The 18,493-nt window shown below is 50.4% G+C and carries 14 protein-coding genes and 1 rRNA gene; 14 read left to right on the top strand and 1 reads right to left on the bottom strand.

The window, feature by feature from the left end; genetic code table 11:
* Positions 1-308 precede the first annotated feature (308 nt).
* Positions 309-1,109 carry a DNA/RNA nuclease SfsA gene (gene sfsA, locus QZV31_RS10795; protein ID WP_295360493.1) on the bottom strand — a complete coding sequence of 267 codons (801 nt, stop codon included), beginning with the start codon at positions 1,107-1,109 and terminating at the stop codon, positions 309-311.
* A gap of 216 nt (positions 1,110-1,325) precedes the next feature.
* Here sfsA and QZV31_RS10790 point away from each other — a divergent pair, with 216 nt between their 5' ends.
* The 14 genes from QZV31_RS10790 to QZV31_RS10725 all read left to right on the top strand — a co-directional run.
* Positions 1,326-2,549: a class I SAM-dependent rRNA methyltransferase gene (locus QZV31_RS10790; protein ID WP_295360491.1), complete on the top strand. Its 1,224-nt coding sequence runs from the start codon at positions 1,326-1,328 to the stop codon at positions 2,547-2,549.
* Positions 2,550-2,692: 143 nt separating this feature from the next.
* Positions 2,693-3,445 carry an exodeoxyribonuclease III gene (locus tag QZV31_RS10785; protein ID WP_295360489.1) on the top strand — a complete coding sequence of 251 codons (753 nt, stop codon included), beginning with the start codon at positions 2,693-2,695 and terminating at the stop codon, positions 3,443-3,445.
* Between the two features lie 226 nt (positions 3,446-3,671).
* Complete coding sequence (gene uvrB / locus QZV31_RS10780; RefSeq protein ID WP_295360487.1) at positions 3,672-5,684, top strand: excinuclease ABC subunit UvrB; 2,013 nt, start codon at positions 3,672-3,674, stop codon at positions 5,682-5,684.
* Positions 5,685-5,762: 78 nt separating this feature from the next.
* Entirely contained in the window at positions 5,763-8,606 is a 2,844-nt protein-coding gene (gene uvrA / locus QZV31_RS10775) for an excinuclease ABC subunit UvrA (RefSeq protein WP_295360485.1), read from the top strand.
* 239 nt (positions 8,607-8,845) lie between these two features.
* Positions 8,846-10,675 (top strand): excinuclease ABC subunit UvrC, encoded by a 1,830-nt coding sequence (gene uvrC, locus QZV31_RS10770; protein ID WP_366508722.1) that lies wholly within the window; start codon positions 8,846-8,848, stop codon positions 10,673-10,675.
* Between the two features lie 78 nt (positions 10,676-10,753).
* Entirely contained in the window at positions 10,754-11,092 is a 339-nt protein-coding gene (locus QZV31_RS10765; RefSeq protein ID WP_295360481.1) for a hypothetical protein, read from the top strand.
* Between the two features lie 103 nt (positions 11,093-11,195).
* The gene (locus tag QZV31_RS10760) at positions 11,196-11,993 is read left to right on the top strand and encodes a Cof-type HAD-IIB family hydrolase (RefSeq protein ID WP_295360479.1); all 798 of its coding nucleotides are present in this window, start codon (positions 11,196-11,198) and stop codon (positions 11,991-11,993) included.
* 121 nt (positions 11,994-12,114) lie between these two features.
* Positions 12,115-12,981 carry an RNase adapter RapZ gene (gene rapZ / locus QZV31_RS10755; protein ID WP_295360477.1) on the top strand — a complete coding sequence of 289 codons (867 nt, stop codon included), beginning with the start codon at positions 12,115-12,117 and terminating at the stop codon, positions 12,979-12,981.
* Between the two features lie 21 nt (positions 12,982-13,002).
* Positions 13,003-14,376, top strand: coding sequence for a YvcK family protein (locus QZV31_RS10750; RefSeq protein ID WP_295360475.1), 1,374 nt, complete (start codon positions 13,003-13,005; stop codon positions 14,374-14,376).
* Between the two features lie 22 nt (positions 14,377-14,398).
* Complete coding sequence (whiA, locus tag QZV31_RS10745; protein WP_093731040.1) at positions 14,399-15,340, top strand: DNA-binding protein WhiA; 942 nt, start codon at positions 14,399-14,401, stop codon at positions 15,338-15,340.
* Complete coding sequence (locus tag QZV31_RS10740) at positions 15,333-16,223, top strand: polysaccharide deacetylase family protein (RefSeq protein WP_295360472.1); 891 nt, start codon at positions 15,333-15,335, stop codon at positions 16,221-16,223. The genes whiA and QZV31_RS10740 overlap by 8 nt, the downstream gene beginning before the upstream one ends.
* A gap of 107 nt (positions 16,224-16,330) precedes the next feature.
* Positions 16,331-16,474, top strand: coding sequence for a six-cysteine ranthipeptide SCIFF (scfA, locus tag QZV31_RS10735; protein ID WP_093731038.1), 144 nt, complete (start codon positions 16,331-16,333; stop codon positions 16,472-16,474).
* Positions 16,475-16,555: 81 nt separating this feature from the next.
* Positions 16,556-17,992: a thioether cross-link-forming SCIFF peptide maturase gene (gene scfB / locus QZV31_RS10730; protein WP_295360469.1), complete on the top strand. Its 1,437-nt coding sequence runs from the start codon at positions 16,556-16,558 to the stop codon at positions 17,990-17,992.
* A 403-nt stretch (positions 17,993-18,395) separates the two neighbouring features.
* Positions 18,396-18,493, top strand: a 16S ribosomal RNA gene (locus tag QZV31_RS10725); the annotation flags it as partial.

Here is an 18,493-nt window from a genome sequence, read left to right as displayed (position 1 = left end):
GTTGGTCGTAAAAACGACCAACCTTGAAGCGCAAAGCCGCATGGATACTGGTGTTTGGTTCCGCCACCTCTTAATATTATAGGATAGACAGTTTATATGTCTGTACAGGCGAAGCCGTAAGATATAACTGTCAAACTGTATGCGTGTGGAGGTGTAGAGGTTTCCGCGCCACAACGGCTGTTTTGGGCCAAAGGGTCAGGCGGGTAATGGGAAGGCGTTCCGGTGAAGAAGAGAGCTATATTTTATTGGATGATATAAGGAAGTTCTTCCATGGAAAAAGGCTTTGAAATACATAGTGTCATTTTTGTTTATAGGCGGATTTTCAACTCTTTATCTATCAGCATTTCATCCGGCGTGACCTTGCATGTATAAGCTAACAGATGTACGCCGGCGTTTTGGGCTTCACACAGCGCATCCGCAAATTGCGGGTGCGTTTTTCTGTTTGGAGTGAAGTACCGTGCATGTTCCATTTGCACAACAAAGAGAACGCAGGTTTCAAAACCTTGTTCGTGACAATGGATCAGTTCGCGAACGTGTTTCACGCCGCGTTCTGTCGGCGCATCGGGGAAGAGGACGATGCCGTTGTCTTCCAGCGTGACGCCCTTGACTTCAAGAAAGATTTTGCGTTTTTCTTTTTCCAGATAAAAATCGAAACGGGAATTGCCGAATTTGCATTCCGGCTTCAGGTAATCAATTTTTTCGAAAGGCGACGCGCCGGACTGCAGCCATTCTTTTACGGCGGCATTAGGCGCCTGGGAGTCCATGTTGACGAGGAGCACATGACTTGAGCCGGGATCGGTTTTGCTATTTGGCGCGCCATTCGTTTCGATTGCTTCTGATGAAGTTGTAGTGGCTACAGGAATCCCTTGCTGATTTGTTATTGTTGAATAGGTTACTCTTTTTTCCACTGCAATCAGATCAAATTTTGTTTTACGCTGCGGGTTATCGCTTACGGCACAGTAAACGGTACAGCCGGGGATTAACAGTTCGTGGCAGCGTCCGGTATTTTTCACGTGACAGATTTCTTCCTTGCTGTCGATAAGCACATGGGCGATGAAACGGTTGGGACGTTGCAGGAAAGTTCCTGGTACAACCTGGTTGTATTTCATGGTGCGTTCCTTTCGTTTAGATAAGCTGACGCAATGTAATTGCATACGTTCATGTAAAGCAGTGGCAGCAATTACATTAATCAACCTTTTATTATAAGAACAGAATATGATATAATATAATGATAAATTATGTGAAGAAATCTGTAAAGATGTAACAGCGTATCAAAGTATGCAGGTTGAATGTGTGGCGTAATATAATTAAACGAGAGGGCGACGATGCGAAACTATCCGAAGTTTTATATAACAAAAAAAGGAGAGCGAGCGGTACGGGGTGGACATCCCTGGGTGTACGGGGAAGAAGTGACCCGGGTAGAGGGGCGTTATGCCAACGGCGACCTGGTGGACGTGGTGACGGATAAGGGAAAATATCTGGGCACCGGTTTTGTCAATGATAACAGCAAGATCCGCGTGCGTATCCTCAGCACCAATACCAATGACAGATTTGAGGAAGCATTTTGGGAACGACGGCTGCAATACGCGCTGGATTACCGCAAAACGGTGATGCCCGGGGACGATTTTAAATGCTGCCGTTTAATCTTCGGAGAAGCGGATCAGTTTCCGGGGTGGACGGTGGACCGCTACAACGATTTGCTGGTGATCCAAACCTTATCCCTGGGAATGGAACAGCGCAAACATATGCTGATCCCGCTGCTGGTTAAGCTGTTGCGAAAAGATGGTGAAACCATTACCGGAGTGTATGAGCGGAACGATGTAAAAATCCGCCTGCTGGAAGGATTGGAAGAGGGAAAAGGCTGGTTTGCGCTGGAAGGCGAAGTTCCTCCCGCATCTCCTGTGACCACGATTTGTGAAAACGGTATTGTGTACGAGGTAGATGTGGAGAATGGACAAAAGACGGGGTTCTTTTTGGATCAGAAATATAACCGGCAAAGTGTGGCGCGTATTGCGAAAGGCAAACACGTGCTGGACTGCTTCACCCATACCGGAAGTTTTGCCCTGAATGCGGCCAAAGGCGGAGCGGCTCATGTGACAGCAGTGGATGTGAGCGGCGAGGCCTGCCGGATGACAGTGCTGAACGCGGAAAAGAACGGCGTGGCAGACCGGATGGGGGTAGTGCAGGCCGATGTGTTTGCATTGCTGGACAAACTGGAGGCGGAACACAGTCGGGACTACGATTTTATCATTCTGGATCCGCCGGCTTTTACCAAGAGCCGCAAGACGGTGCGAAACGCCACCGCGGGTTACAAAGACATCAACATGAAAGCCATGAAGCTGTTGCCCCGGGGCGGATATCTGGCCACCTGCAGCTGCTCGCATTTTATGAAAGAAGAACTGTTTGTGGAAATGCTGCACGAAGCGGCGGTGGAAGCCCATGTGCAGCTGCGCCAGATTGAAGCGCGGCAGCAGGCGCCGGACCATCCTGTTTTATGGAATGTGCCGGAGACGAATTACCTGAAGTTTTATATTTTTCAGGTAGTGTAGGAGTTTATGCTGTTGGGATTTGGCAAAACTGTGTTGTAAGAATGATTTTGAAAATTGGGCTGAGTAACTTTATGTTGTTATAGTATGCGGAACTGGTTCTGCGTTTTATAGTTGAAGAATTTTAAAAAGAAAGAGGAACGCTTATGAAACTGATTTCCTGGAATGTGAACGGGCTGCGGGCCTGTATGACCAAAGGCTTTGCGGATTTTATGACGGCATCGGACGCGGATATCTTCTGCGTGCAGGAGACCAAGATGCAGCGGGAACAGGCGACCTTTGATTTCCCCAACTATTTTGAATACTGGAACAGTGCGGAGAAGAAAGGGTATTCCGGTACGGCTGTGTTCACGAAGAAAGAGCCGCTTAACGTTACGTACGGTCTCGGTATCGACGAGCACGACCACGAAGGCCGTGTCATCACCTGTGAGTTCCCGGAGTTTAATCTGGTAAATGTGTACACGCCCAACTCCCAGGATGGACTGACCCGGCTGGCGTACCGGCAGGTGTGGGAGGATGCCTTCCGCAACTATTTGCTGGAACTGGACGAGAAGAAACCGGTGCTGGTCTGCGGCGATTTGAACGTGGCCCACAATAATATTGATTTGAAAAACTGGAAGACCAACCGGGGCAATGCCGGCTTCACCGATGAAGAACGGGGCAAGTTCACGGAACTGCTGTCTGCCGGTTTCACCGACTCATTCCGCTATCTGTATCCGGATAAAGAAGGCATTTACTCCTGGTGGTCCTACCGGTTCAAGGCCAGAGAGAAGAACGCCGGTTGGCGTATTGACTACTGGCTGGTGTCCAACCGCTGGCAGGACAAGATTGAAGACAGCCTGATTTATACGGACGTGTTCGGCAGCGACCACTGTCCGGTGGGATTGTTGTTGAAGTAAGTTGTTGAATATAATAGTATGTGACAGGGAAAAGATATGAGCAAACCGTCGGAAACGATTACGTAATTCCATGAGATGAAATGAGCCGTTGTGGCGAGATTGTTTGAGGAGCGAAGCTCCGAGTTTCGAAGCCACAGGCGAATGAATCCATGGAATAGTAATCATTTCCGGGTTTGCGATATCTTTCCCTGACCATGTGATTTTTGTTTAACACAAAGAGGCACATATGGATTTTGCAATCAAAGCGCCATTTGAACCCGCGGGCGACCAGCCCCAGGCCATTGAGAAACTGGCGGCAGGCATTGAACAGGGCATGCGCTCCCAGGTGCTGCTGGGTGCGACAGGTACAGGCAAGACCTATACCATCGCCCAGGTCATCAACAAAGTGCGGAGGCCCACCCTGGTGCTGGCTCACAACAAAACATTGGCGGCCCAGCTGGCCAGCGAATTGAAAGCCTTCTTCCCAGACAACGCGGTGGAATATTTTGTTTCCTACTATGACTACTATCAGCCGGAAGCGTATATTCCCCAGACAGATACATACATAGAAAAAGATTCTTCTATCAACGACGAAATCGACAAGCTGCGTCACAGCGCCACCAGCGCGCTGTTTGAACGGCGGGACGTGATCGTGGTGGCCAGCGTCAGCTGTATTTACGGTCTGGGCGGGCCGCAGGATTATTACGATTCCGTGGTTTCGCTGCGGGTAGGGCAGGTCATTGACCGCAACGCGATCCTGCGCAAACTGGTGGAGAACCAGTACACCCGGAACGATATTGATTTCCACCGCGGCACATTCCGTGTGCGTGGCGATGTAATCGAAGTAATACCAGCCAGCTTTGGCGAAAAGGCTGTCCGCATCGAGATGTTTGACGACGAAGTGGAACAGCTGCTGGAAGTGGACGTGCTGACGGGGGAAGTGCTGGCAAAGCGGACCCACGTGGCGATTTTTCCCGCGTCCCATTATGTGACCAGCAAGGAAAACATGGAGCGGGCCATGGCGGATATCCGCGCGGAACTGAAAGAGCGGCTGGCGGAACTGAAAGCCAATGGCAAGCTGCTGGAGGCCCAGCGTCTGGAGCAGCGTACCAATTACGATCTGGAAATGATGGAAGAGATGGGTTACTGCACCGGCATTGAGAATTATTCCCGCCACATGGACAACCGAAAAGCAGGGCAGGCGCCGTTCACGCTGGTGAATTATTTCCCTAAAGATTTTCTGCTGGTGGTGGATGAGTCCCATGTGACCATTCCCCAGGTACGGGCCATGGCCCACGGCGACCGGGCAAGAAAAGAAATGCTGGTGAATTACGGCTTCCGTCTGCCTTCCGCCATCGATAACCGGCCGTTAACCTTTGAAGAATTCTATGAGAGAATCAACCAGGTGATCTATGTTTCCGCAACTCCCGCGGATTATGAACTGGGCGAGGCGGCCCAGGTGGTGGAGCAGATCATCCGGCCTACCGGCCTGCTGGATCCCCATGTGGAAGTGCGTCCTATCAAAGGACAAATCGATGACCTGATGGGCGAAATCCGCAAGACCGTTGAACGGGGTGAGCGTATGCTTGTGACCACCCTGACCAAGCGGATGGCGGAGGACCTGACGGATTATCTGAAACAGAACGAAGTGCGGGTGCGCTATCTCCATTCCGATATCGCCACCATTGAGCGGGCCCAGATTATTGATGCACTGCGGGAAGGCGAGTTTGATGTGCTGGTGGGTATCAATCTGCTGCGGGAAGGCCTGGATCTGCCGGAAGTGAGCTGCATTGCCATTTTGGACGCGGACAAGGAAGGATTTCTGCGCAGCGATACGGCCATGGTGCAGACCATCGGGCGGGCGGCCCGGAATGAGCATGGTCATGTGGTGATGTATGCGGACCGGCTGACGGATTCCATGAAGCGCGCCATCGACGAAACGAACCGGCGGAGGGAGATACAGGAAGCGTTTAATAAAGAACACGGCATTACGCCGAAGACGATATACAAGGAACAGCGCCATCTGATTAAACTGACAAAAGTGGAAGAAGACCTGGATACGAAGAAGGCGTATGATGAAAAGGCGCTGAAGAAAAGCAGCGCGGCTGCGTTGCGCAAGCTGGCGAAAACGCTGGAAAGTAAAATGGCTCAGGCGGCGAAGGAACTGGACTTTGAAACGGCGGCGGAACTCCGGGACCGTCTGATTGTGGTGAAGGGACAGTTAGGGGAAAAGCTGCAGCCGGGGAAAAAGAAAAAATAGTTTTTAAATTAATTGCGCCGTTTACGGAACGATAAATAAGCAAAACAAGTTTTGAAAAGCGGCGAGACGAGGACTACTATGCAGGAAAAGATGATTATCCGGGGTGCGCGGCAGCACAACCTGAAAAATATATCGCTGGAGATTCCGCGGGAAAAACTGGTGGTGATCACCGGCTTGTCAGGAAGCGGAAAGAGTTCTCTGGCTTTTGATACGATTTACGCGGAAGGGCAGCGCCGTTATGTGGAAAGCCTGTCCTCCTATGCCCGCCAGTTTCTGGGACAGATGGACAAACCGGATGTGGATTACATTGAAGGACTGTCTCCGGCCATTTCCATCGACCAGAAAACTGCGGGGCGCAATCCCCGTTCCACGGTGGGGACGGTAACGGAAATTTATGATTATCTTCGTCTGTTGTTTGCCCGGGTAGGTGAACCCCATTGCCCCAAGTGCGGGCGGCTCATTGAACGGCAAACGGTACAGCAGATCGTGGACCAGGTGCTGGCGTTGGAGGCAGGCACGCGGTTTATGATCATGGCGCCGCTGGTCTACGGGCGCAAAGGAGAACACAAAGATATCATTGAGAATATGCGGAAGTCCGGTTACGCCCGCATGCTGGTGGACGGCGAACTGCGGACGCTGGACGAGGAAATCGTGCTGGACAAAAAGAAGAAGCACCGGCTTTCCGTTGTCATTGACCGTATGAGCGTGCGGGAGGGCATTCAGCAGCGCCTCAGTGATTCCGTGGAGACAGCGCTGAAATTGGCGGACGGCGTCATGGAAGTGCAGGTCATCGGCGGGGAGACAAAGGTGTATTCTGAAAAATTCTCCTGTCCCGACTGCGGCATCAGCCTGCCGGAGATCGAACCCCGCCTCTTTTCGTTCAACGCGCCGTACGGGGCCTGTCCTACCTGCGGCGGTCTGGGCATCAACCGGGAATATGACTGGGAACTGATTCTGCCGGATAAAACTAAAAGCTTTGCGGACGGCGCCATCGCGGCCATGTCCGGCAATCCGGCTTCGTTTACCATGCGTCTGCTGACTGCGTTTTTGCAAAAATACGGCTATACGGTGGATAACTGCTGGAACGACCTGAAGCCTGCCATGCAGGAAAAACTGCAGTGGGGCGCCGGGGCGGAAACGTTCCGGTTCATCTATACAAATCTCAACGGCGACACCAATGAATACAACCGGACCTGGGACGGTGTGATCCCCATGCTGAAGCAGCGTTACCGGGAAGCCTGGGGCGATGCCATGCGGGAAGAACTGGAAACCTTTATGAGCGGCAACATTTGTCCGGACTGTCATGGGAGCCGGCTGAAACCGGAAGTGCTGTCTATCCTGGTCGGAGGTAAGAATATCAATGATGTGACACAGATGACGGTACGGGACGCCTGCAGCTTTTTCAATTCGTTGCAGCTGACGCACCGGCAGCAGGTCATTGCCAAACAGGTTTTGAAAGAGATTAACGCCCGTCTTGATTTTCTGAATAACGTGGGACTGGATTACCTGACCCTGTCCCGGGCGGCGGCAACCTTAAGCGGCGGAGAGGCTCAGCGTATCCGGCTGGCTACCCAGATCGGAAGCGGACTCACCGGGGTGTTATATATTCTGGATGAACCCAGCATCGGTCTGCACCAGCGGGACAACGGACGCCTGCTGCAGACCTTTTACCATCTGCGGGATCTGGGCAACAGCGTGCTGGTGGTGGAACACGACGAAGAAACCATGCGGGCCGCGGACCAGATCATCGACATCGGACCAGGGGCGGGCGAGCACGGCGGAACCATTGTAGCCCAGGGGACCGCAGCGGAAATTATGAAAGTGGAAAATTCCGTCACAGGCCAGTATCTCAGCGGGAAAAAGTTTATTCCCCTGCCGAAGCGCCGGCGCAAACCGGATGAGCGGAATATCGAAATCATCGGTGCGGCGGGGAACAATCTGAAAGAAATCGACGTACAGATTCCTATCGGACTCTTTACCGTGGTGACCGGCGTAAGCGGCAGCGGCAAGTCCACCCTGATCAATGACATTTTATACAATGCGCTGGCGGCCAAACTGCACGGGGCACGGCTACGCCCGTTAAAACACAAAGAGATTCGCGGGCTGGAGCAGATTGATAAAATTATTAACATCGATCAGAGCCCCATCGGGCGTACGCCCCGTTCCAACCCGGTGACCTATACCGGAACGTTCAATTACATCCGCGCGTTGTTCGCGTCAACCAATGAAGCGAAAATCCGCGGTTATAAACAGGGACGTTTCAGCTTTAACGTGAAAGGCGGACGCTGTGAAGCCTGCCAGGGCGACGGCGTTAATAAAATTGAAATGAATTTCCTGCCGGATGTGTACGTACCCTGCGAAGTTTGTCACGGCGCCCGTTACAACCGGGACACGCTGGAAGTTCACTACAAAGGAAAAAATATCGCACAGGTGCTGGATATGACTGTGACCGAAGCGCTGGACTATTTTAAGAACCAGAAGCGGATTGAAGACAAACTGCAGGTGCTGGAAGATGTGGGCCTGGGTTACATCCGCCTGGGACAGGCGGCTACCACCCTGAGCGGAGGGGAAGCCCAGCGCATCAAACTGGCGGCGGAACTGTCCAAAAAAGGAACCGGCCGTACCATGTACATTCTGGACGAACCCACCACCGGTCTGCATACCGCGGACGTCCACAAACTCCTGCAGGTACTGCAGCGTCTGGTAGACAGCGGCAACACCGTTGTCGTGATAGAGCACAACCTGGACGTAATCAAGTCAGCGGACTGGCTGATTGATTTAGGCCCCGAAGGCGGGGACAAAGGCGGTACCATTGTAGGTGTTGGCACGCCGGAACAACTGGCCCGGAACAAGAACTCCTATACCGGCCAGTACCTGAAGCGGGTCATCGACGACGCAAAGAAGAGCGGGAAATATCAATAGTTTTTGCTTTTAGTTTTAGTATTTAATTAAGTAATGAAAAATAATAGAGCTTTCGGAAAAGACTGAGCAAAACATCGGGAACGATTGCGTTATTTCATGAGATGAAATGCGCTGTCGTGGCGAGACTGTCTGAGGGGCGCAGCCCCGAGTTTCGAAGCCACAGGCGCATAAGTCCATGAAATAGCAATCGTGTAAGGTTTTGCGAAGCTTTTCTGAAAGCAGGGTATTTAATCATGGTTATCAGTGATAAAATCGAAAAAGCCCTTGCGGTTTTGCCCCATAAACCCGGCGTGTACCTCATGCACGACAGTACCGGCCGGGTCATCTATGTAGGCAAGGCTAAAAATCTGAATAACCGGGTCCACAGCTATTTCCGGGCATCGGGCCGACATTCTGTTAAAGTGGAAGCGCTGGTCAGCCATGTGGAAGACCTTGAAACCATCATGACCGACAGCGAGATCGAAGCCCTGATCCTGGAATGCAACCTGATCAAGAAATACCGTCCCCGTTACAACATCATGCTGCGGGACGATAAAACCTATCCCTATCTGAAGATCACCCTGCAGGAAGAGTTCCCCCGCATGTACATCACCCGTCGCGTGGTAAAAGACGGCGGGAAATATTACGGTCCCTATCCGGATGTAGGGGCATTGCGCTCCACCATGAAACTGCTGCGTTCCCTGTTTCCCGTACGGAACTGCCGCAACATGAATCAGGAGCGGCCCTGCCTGCAGTATCATATCAAACGCTGTCTGGCTCCCTGTGCGGGAAAAATCAGCCGGGACGCATACGGTGAACTGATCAAAGCCATTTGCCTGGTGCTGGACGGGAAGACGCAGGAACTGCGACGGAACCTGAAACAGTCCATGCAGGAGGCGGCGGATAATTATGAATTTGAACAGGCAGCCCGCTACCGTGACCAGCTCCAGGCGGTGAACCGGCTGGAGGAAAGCCAGAAGGCCGTGCTGGAAGGCGGCGACATGGATGTGGTGGGGTATGCCGAGGATGACTTCAACGTTTGCCTGCAGGTGTTCTTTGTCCGGGGCGGCAAGCTTATCGGTCGCAAAGATTTTATGCTGCCGGCTGAGAAGGAAGAGGAAGCGGATATCATTGCGGCATTTTTGAAACAGTATTATAATGCGGAAGACATCTTCCTGCCGAAAGAAATCCTGGTATCCTGTCTGCCGGGAGAGGAGGATCTTGCCCTGTTGCAGCAGTGGCTTTCGGAAAAAGCGGAACGCAAGGTTACCGTATCAACGCCCCGGCGCGGCGACAAGGCCAAACTGATGCAGCTGGCCTGTGACAACGCCCGGAAGCTGATACAGGAAAAAGAACGCAAGGGTAAGATGCAGCAACTGACCGACGAGGAATCGGCGGAAGAACTACAGCGCATCGTGGGCTGCGACAGACCGCTGGCGCGTATGGACTGTTTTGATATTTCCCACAACCAGGGCAGTGAAACCGTATCCTCTATGGTGGTGTTTCGTTACGGTGCTCCCAGCAAAAAGGACTATCGCCGTTTTAAGCTGCAGTCCACAGAAGGCAAGCCGGACGATTTCAAGTCTATGCAGGAAACGGTGTACCGCCGGTATAAGGATTATGAAGACCTGCCGGACCTGATCATCATTGACGGTGGAAAGGGACAGCTGAATGCGGCACTGCATGTGATCCGCGGTCTGGGGCTGGACATTCAGGTCATTTCCCTGGCGGAAAAGAATGAAGAAATTTTTCTGGAAGGGCAGAGTGAGAGCATTTATCTGGAACGGGAATCTCCGGCGCTGCATGTAATCCAGCATATCCGGGATGAAGCCCACCGCTTTGCCATCACCTATCACCGGAAACGGCTGCAAAAGAAAAATCTGGTGTCCGTTTTGGATAAAATTGAAGGCATCGGGCCCGCGCGGCGCAAAGCGTTGTGGAAAGCTTTTTCAACACTGGAGGCCATGAAGCAGGCCACAGAGGAAGAACTGGCGGCGGTGGAGGGAATGAACAAACCGGCTGCCCATACATTGTATGAGTTTTTCCGCAGCGATATAGTGAAAAAGAACGATATGATTGGCAAATCCTGACTCTGTATATCCCTGCATAATGAAAGTGATACCGTGGACAACGTTCAGCTGTAAAAAGAAAGACCGGGTGAATCGTTTTTGTATAATTTTTATACAGCATTTGTTACAATAAGCGTGCTGGTTTTTATTGCAATCTACAATACTTCATTCATAACAGTAGTGACCCTGGGCGGTACCGTGCTGGGGAGCGCGCTGGTCGGGCTTTGCTCTGCATTGCTTTCTTTCCTTTTATGCAAGGCGTTGCGCAAAAAAACGATGCGGTGTGTGTTGGGGATGAGCGGTTGCGGCTGTATCATCGGGGCAACGGCTTCCAGCCTGCCGGGTTGGGAGATTAAACCGGATATAGAGACGGCGCTGTTTTTGATAGCACTTTGCTTTTTAGTTACAGAGATTAACGAATACACATTGGATGACTGAATTACGTAAAGCCTGCGATAGTAATTCGGAACGGTTTTAAAAATACCCAAACGGGTTTAAAGAGACGGGAACATTTTTTAGTAAAGAAAAAGGAGAGAGTTCATTGACTGTAAAACTGATTGCAAGCGATATGGATGATACGTTGTTAAACAGCAACACGAAACTTTCAGAGAAGAATGCGGCGGCCATTCATAAAGCCATCGCCCAAGGCATTGTCTTTATGATTGCGACGGGACGCATGTATGTCTCCGTCAAACCATACGCTGATGCACTGGGGCTGGATGTACCGCTGGTTACCTATAACGGCGCCCTGGTGAAGGGAAGCAAAAGCGGGAAGGTGTATTATGAACATCCGCTGAAGCTGGACACTGCGTTGGAGCTGCTGGCCTATTGCAAAGAAAAAGGCTATTATATCCAGTCCTATCAGGGGGACGAACTTTGGGTAAAAGAAGAAACCGTCTTTTCCGCAGAGTATGAAAGGATATCCGGAATCAAGGCAAAACCTGTGGGCGAGAAGCTGTATCACCCGGAAGTTGCGCCGTACAAGTTACTGGCCATGACAAAGCCGGAAGAGTTTCAGAAGGTGTGGCAGGATATCCAGCAGAAGTTTGCGGGTAAAGTAACCGTGACCAGTTCCCGGGATAACTTTCTGGAACTGATGGAACCCGGTGTGAATAAATGGAACGCAGTCAAAGCGGTAGCGGCATCTTACGGAATCAGACCGGAAGAAGTGATGTGCATCGGCGACAGCAACAACGACTTGAGCATGATTGAAAACGCAGGCATCGGCGTGGCGGTAGCGAATGCCAAACCAGCAGTGCAGGCAGCGGCAAAACTGGTCACAGCTTCCAATGATGAGGACGGGGTGGCCGAAGCCATCGAAACGGTATTGCAGCCGTGAAAAGACAGAGAACCTTTGTGAGGTCTGCTTTACCTTACCGGTACTTGTGTTATAATGGAAGTAAACGTATAGCAGTCATTGAGATTTCTTTGAGAGGCTTTTTGTGGTGTGAGGAGACGCTATGGAACAGGGTCGTTTTGTAATTATTACCGGCATGTCCGGCGCAGGGAAAACACAGGTGCTCCGTACGCTGGAAGATTTAAATTATTTCTGCGTAGATAATCTTCCGGTCATGCTGCTTCCCAAATTTATCGAGCTGAGCCGTCAGACTCCCGGGCGCAATACTGCGATGGTCATAGACACCAGGGGAGGCGATGCCTTTTCCAGCCTGGTTGAGATCATGGACGAAATGCATGCCAACGGGTTTGATTTTGAAGTATTGTTTTTAGATGCAGATGACGCGACGCTGATCCGACGGTATAAAGAGACCCGGCGCCGGCATCCGATGGAGAAAGGACATAACAGTCTGTCGGAGAGCGTATTGCTGGAACGGCGCTCCCTGTCCGATGTGAAGAGCCGCGCAACGAATATTATTGATACCTCTCATTATTCGAATGCAAGGCTGAAGGAAGAAATAGGGCGCTTGTTCGGGGATGAGAATTCCGCGCCGGGAATGCTGATCGTGGTACAGTCATTTGGTTATAAATATGGTTTGCCGCTGGACAGCGACCTGGTTCTGGATGTGAGGTTCCTGCCGAATCCTTTCTACGAAGAGAATCTGAAAAAACTGACCGGAAATGATGAACCGGTACAGGATTTTCTAAACCGGTTTCCGCAGACATACAAATTTCTCCGGATGGAATGCGAGATGCTGGCGTATCTGATTCCCCAGTATGAAAAGGAAGGAAAGAGCCAGCTGGTGATCAGTGTAGGATGTACAGGCGGGCAGCATCGCTCCGTGTATATTGCAAACAATATTTATAACTATCTTCGCTTGAAATCGTATCGGGTGGAATTACTCCACCGGGAAATTAAGCAAAAAAATTAATGGTGTCAGGAGTTTTGACGAATGGGATGGATTAGCTGGCTTTGTCCGGGCATACAATTGAAACGGTGGCTGCTGTTATTTACGGTGGGTATTATCGTTTGCGCGTTTTCCCTGGCATTGCTGTTTAACAGCCAGGTGATGGGAATGGCGGAAGAACTGCTGTTCCGCCTCAGTTATCTGGCGACCGGCAAATACGGGAACGGCGTGACGATAGCCATTGGACTTGCCGGTATGATATTGGGAATCGGCATTATCATTTATGCCGTACGGCGTATTGTGCGTTCTGTCGTGGAGGCTGTGAGCCCGGAGAGCAGCGATTCGCTGATGGAAACAATTTTTACCAGCCGCAAGCTGAGCAGCGGTCCTGCCATAACTGTAATTGGCGGAGGAACCGGTCTTTCCACGCTGTTGCGGGGTATGAAGTTTATTACGGGGAACTGTACTGCGGTAGTTTCCGTCGGCGACGACGGAGGCTCCTCCGGCCGGCTGCGCCATGAATTGGGGATCATTCCGCCGGGCGACCTGCGCAAATGTATGATCGCGATGGCAGACAGCGAACCGCTGATGGAGCGGGTGCTGCAATACCGGTTTGAAGGTGAATCCTATCTTTCCGGGCACAGCCTCGGGAACCTGTTTCTGGCGGCGATGGCGGAAACAGAAGGCGGTATGGAAGAAGGACTGGAAGCGGCCAGCCAGATACTGAAAATGCGTGGCCGTGTGATTCCTACTACGTTGCATAATATCCAACTGGCGGCCGATATGACGGACGGAACCTTTGTTATGGGACAGGCGGAAATTGCCCAGGCACATAAGACGGTTCGGCGGCTTCATATGATTCCGGATAATGTGCCGGCAACCAAAAGCGCGGTTGACGCTATTATGCAGGCGGATATTCTGGTACTGGGACCGGGGAGCCTGTATACCAGTGTCATTTGCAATTTGCTGGTGCCGGAAATCCGGGAAGCCGTAGTGAAAAGCAAGGCGATCAAGGTGTATATTTGCAACGTCATGACGCAGCCGGGCGAAACAGACGGGTTCGGTGCTTTTGAACATGTTGAGACGCTGACCGGCTATGCGGGCCAGTCATTTTTAGATTACGTAATCGTCAACAGCGAAGCTGTTTCTGAGGAACAGAAGGCGTTATACAAAATAAAGGGACAGGAACCGATTTCCCCGGATGTGGATAAGATTGAACAGATGGGCATCAAAGTGATTCAGGCCAAACTGATCAGCAAGTCGGATATGGTACGACATGATCCGCAAAAGCTGGCGCAGGCCATTATGTCTTTGACATACCGGCTGCGGCTGTTTGGCAGAGGTTTTGTTTTCTTTGATTACTTTTTTATGCGGCACAATATGCGCAGACTTAGTAAAAAGCTGGGCAAAGAATCGTAGTATCGTTGAGCAGGAGGCTGCTTTGTCATATTCTTCGGATGTAAAAAATGAACTGGCCCGTCTGGAAGGGCAGAAACCGTGCTGTGAAAAGGCGGAATTGCTGGGCGTACTTCGCATGAGCGGCGCGCTGGTGTTACGCGGTAAAAATATCGGAATCCACTTTTCTACAGAAAACGCGGCACTGGCCCGCAGGGTCCTGCAGGTTCTGAAAAGTAATTACCAGGTCCGGACGGAAGTAGTGATTACGCGTTCACGTCGATTAAAAAAGAATAACCGGTATCAGGTGGAGGTGCTGCCTGACAGCCGGGTTGCAGATGCGTTGCGTGAGTTGCAGATACTGCCTTCGGAGGAAGATGTAAAAAGAAGCAATCTGCTTGGCAAAGTCTGTTGCAGGAAGGCGTTTTTACGGGGCGTGTTTATGGCAGGCGGTTCTGTCAGCCGTCCCTCCGGCGATTACCATATGGAAATCGTTACAGAAACAGAAGAACTTGCCAGACTGGTTTTGAAAGTGATGCATGGTTTTTCTCTTTCTGCCCGTATGACAGACCGGAAAAAGGATTATATTGTCTATTTAAAAGACGGGGACCATATTATTACGTTTCTTTCCATTATCGGTGCACATCAGGCGTTGCTTGAATTTGAAAATGTACGTATTGTCAAAGAGATGCGTAACAATGTGAACCGGCGTGTTAACTGTGAAACCGCAAATTTGAACAAGGTGATCCGCGCTTCCGTGCTGCAGGTTGCCTGTATTCGATATTTGCAGGAACGTGGCTGTTACGAACTGCTGACGGATAAATTGAAGGAAGCGGCAGAACTGCGCCTGCTGCACCCGGATATTTCCCTGAACGATCTGGTTGAGTTTACAGAGGGAAAGGTTGGCAAGTCAGGATTGAACCACAGGCTGAAAAAAATTCAGCAGCTGGCAGTAGATAAGGGTATGGATATCAGCGAATATGATTAAATGTATCTGTCGGATCCTCAAAATTTTGCTTGTGGTTGCCGCTGTTTGCGGTATGGCATACCATGGGCGGATCAAAGAAGATTTTGAAAACTATAAAATGCGTGCGGTTCCTGCGCTGATGTATCACAGTATCAGTAAACGTCCGGCAGGATGGACGGAAGATTTATGTGTGCCGCCGGAAGTGTTTGAGGAACATCTGAAATATCTGAAAGAACACGGTTATACGGTTGTGACGGCGCGTCAGGCCACAATTCTTCTGAAAAGCAGACAGAATGTGATGAATACGGTCGTTCTTACCTTTGATGACGGATATGTGGACAATTATACCCAGGCGTTTCCGCTGTTAAAAAAATATGGGTTTAGCGGTACGTTTTATATAATAGGTAAAGACGTCGGAAAAACACTGGACAGGAACGGAACGATCCAATACATGAGTTTCGAACAACTGAAAGAGATGCACCGGCAGGGAATGGAAATCGGTTCTCATACCATGAGCCACGATCCGTTGGCAGCGATTAAGCCGAATTACCTGCCATGGGAGATTTATCAGCCCCTGAATCTTTTTTATGAAAAGATGGGATTTTGGATCTCGGGGATTGCTTTTCCCAACGGTTCCTTTAATGATGCGGTCATTGCCGAGATTGGCAAGTATGTCAAATATGAATACGGTTTCTCCGGCGTGCCCGGCTGTAATACGCTGAAACTTGTGCAGGAACGTCCTTTTGAATTTCGCAGGGCCGGCGTATATGACCGGGGTCGCGGCACCAAAGATATAGACCGGGCATTGCAAAAATGTTATCTTTTCGGATACCTGGAAGACAAGGGGATATCGGCTGAGTTTCTGGATAAAGTGCTGACTTTTGTGCAGGAGACCATTCATTAGCTGTCCGATTAGTTGTATGAGTTTTTGTTTGTTTGCAATAAAAGCCTTGCATATTAGAGAAAAACAAGGTAAAATAAAGTATCACAGTTATCCAAGGAGGGTATGAGATGAAAAAACATATTAAGACTGTTAATAAAGCTATGATCAACAAAACGCTGCGCACCGGCGGCTGCGGAGAATGTCCGGCTTCCTGCCAGTCTGCATGCAAGACTTCCTGCACGGTTGGCAATCAGGTTTGCGAACACAAATAATCAGTTATTACAAAAAACCAGCGTGTTAAACAGCTCCCTGTTAATGCGGGGAGCTGTTTTCATATAAGAAAGGTTGGGAAGATGGAAAATCAGTTGATTCACCGTATGAAAGTGAATGGCGATATGGCCGTATTGGATATAAACAGCGGGGCCGTGCACCTGGTCGATCAGATCGGGTATGACGTGCTGGGCGTGTTTGACGGTCACAATGACGAGGAGACGGTTGCCGCACTTGCGGATACCTATAGCGAAGCGGAGTTGCGGGAGGTTATTGGGGAACTGCATGAACTGATGGAACAGGGGGTTCTGTTTTCTCCTGAGTTTGATGTGCCGGAAACCTTTGCGACAGAACCGGTTTTGAAATCATTGTGCCTGCATGTGGCCCACGATTGCAATCTGCGCTGCAAATACTGTTTTGCCGGGACAGGGGATTTTGGCGGCAGGCGGGAACTGATGAGTGCGGAAACCGGGAAAAAGGCAATTGATTTTGCCATTGCCGGCAGTCGTAAGCGCCATAATTTGGAAATTGATTTGTTTGGCGGTGAACCGCTTGTTAATTTTGGCGTCGTCAAAGAGATTATCCAATACGCAAGAAAGCGCGAGGTAGAAGCAGGTAAAAATATCAAGCTTACACTGACCACGAATGGTACGCTGTTAAATGATGAAATCATACAATTCCTGAACGATAACCGGGTCATGGTCGTGCTGAGCCTTGACGGCGGTAAGGAAATGCATGATGCCATGCGTCCGTTCCCAAATCAAACCGGCAGCTATGATGCAGCGGTGCGCGGTTTTAAAAAGCTTATCAAAAGCCGCAGGGGCTGGAATTACTATCTGCGTGGCACATACACGCATTTCAGTACGCATTTTGCGGAGGAAGTGCTGAAGATGGCGGAAGTCGGAAAAGAAATTTCCATGGAGCCTGTTGTGGGAACCACGGAGCCGTACACACTGACCGAAGAAGACCTGCCAATCCTGTTTGCAGAATATGACAAACTGGCTGCCGAGTATCTGAAACGGCGGCGCGGGCAAGGTGAGCCTTTTGATTTCTTCCATTTTAATGTAGCGCTGGATAACGGTCCCTGTGTAGCAAAACGTCTGGCCGGCTGCGGCGCAGGACATGAGTATTATGCCATAACGCCCTCGGGAGAGATTTACCCCTGTCACCAGTTTGTGGGACGCGAAAAGTATCTGATGGGAACATTAGACACGGGTATCGTTCGACCTGACCTGGTTAAAAAGTTTCGCAATACCCATGTCATGACCAAACCGAAGTGTAAGGAGTGCTGGGCCCGCTTTTTCTGCAGCGGGGGCTGTCACGCCAATGCGGATCTGGTGAACGGGGATATTACAAAACCGTATGAATACGGCTGTAAGATTCAGAAAAAACGGTTGGAGTGCGCTATCGTGCTGCAGGCACTGCTGACAGAAGATTCGCTGGAAGGCGCGGAAGATATGCGCCCCGATATTGATAATTTTAAATTCCAGACAGGGAAGACCGAAGAAAAAGTGAAGTAGTCAGGAAAAATAGTGGGCAGACGGTTTGTTTTGCATTGGATGTAGAATTGTAATATATCACGGATTAGCACGACACCAGTCAGGAGCATAACCAGACGATCAATACTGATCCCAAATTTAAAGAGAGGCGCAAGCCTCTCTTTTCTTCATTTTGCCAGGCCTTTGCGGTAATCGAAAGCATTAAAAGTAATGACTCTAAAAAACTTTTGATTTTTTTGAAAAAAGGTGTTGACAAAGGAAAAAAGAAGTGCTACTATAATCAAGTCGTCGAAAGACGGCAAGGAACCTTGAGAACTGAATAACGAACCAAATGAATGTGCGGGTCAGTCCCTTTTGGGACGGACCTAACGAAGTCAAAAAATTTCTGAACAACAAGAAGAGCCGAATCGGCTTTCTGTAAAGTATTATGGAGAGTTTGATCCTGGCTCAGGACGAACGCTGGCGGCGTGCCTAACACATGCAAGTCGAACGGGGATTTTGTTTCGGCAGAATCCTAGTGGC

The organism is uncultured Succiniclasticum sp., from assembly GCF_902793885.1.
GTDB lineage: Bacteria > Bacillota > Negativicutes > Acidaminococcales > Acidaminococcaceae > Succiniclasticum.
The sequence above is the reverse complement of the archived record's forward strand: the minus strand, read 5'-3'. Positions and strand labels throughout refer to the sequence as shown.

Bases quoted from the DNA above. Each gene is read 5' to 3' on its own strand.
- sfsA (WP_295360493.1), bottom strand. From the start codon at position 1,109: ATGAAATACAACCAGGTTGTACCAGGAACTTTCCTGCAACGTCCCAAC.
- QZV31_RS10790 (WP_295360491.1), top strand. From the start codon at position 1,326: ATGCGAAACTATCCGAAGTTTTATATAACAAAAAAAGGAGAGCGAGCG.
- QZV31_RS10785 (WP_295360489.1), top strand. From the start codon at position 2,693: ATGAAACTGATTTCCTGGAATGTGAACGGGCTGCGGGCCTGTATGACC.
- uvrB (WP_295360487.1), top strand. From the start codon at position 3,672: ATGGATTTTGCAATCAAAGCGCCATTTGAACCCGCGGGCGACCAGCCC.
- uvrA (WP_295360485.1), top strand. From the start codon at position 5,763: ATGCAGGAAAAGATGATTATCCGGGGTGCGCGGCAGCACAACCTGAAA.
- rapZ (WP_295360477.1), top strand. From the start codon at position 12,115: ATGGAACAGGGTCGTTTTGTAATTATTACCGGCATGTCCGGCGCAGGG.
- QZV31_RS10750 (WP_295360475.1), top strand. From the start codon at position 13,003: ATGGGATGGATTAGCTGGCTTTGTCCGGGCATACAATTGAAACGGTGG.
- QZV31_RS10740 (WP_295360472.1), top strand. From the start codon at position 15,333: ATGATTAAATGTATCTGTCGGATCCTCAAAATTTTGCTTGTGGTTGCC.
- scfA (WP_093731038.1), top strand. From the start codon at position 16,331: ATGAAAAAACATATTAAGACTGTTAATAAAGCTATGATCAACAAAACG.
- scfB (WP_295360469.1), top strand. From the start codon at position 16,556: ATGGAAAATCAGTTGATTCACCGTATGAAAGTGAATGGCGATATGGCC.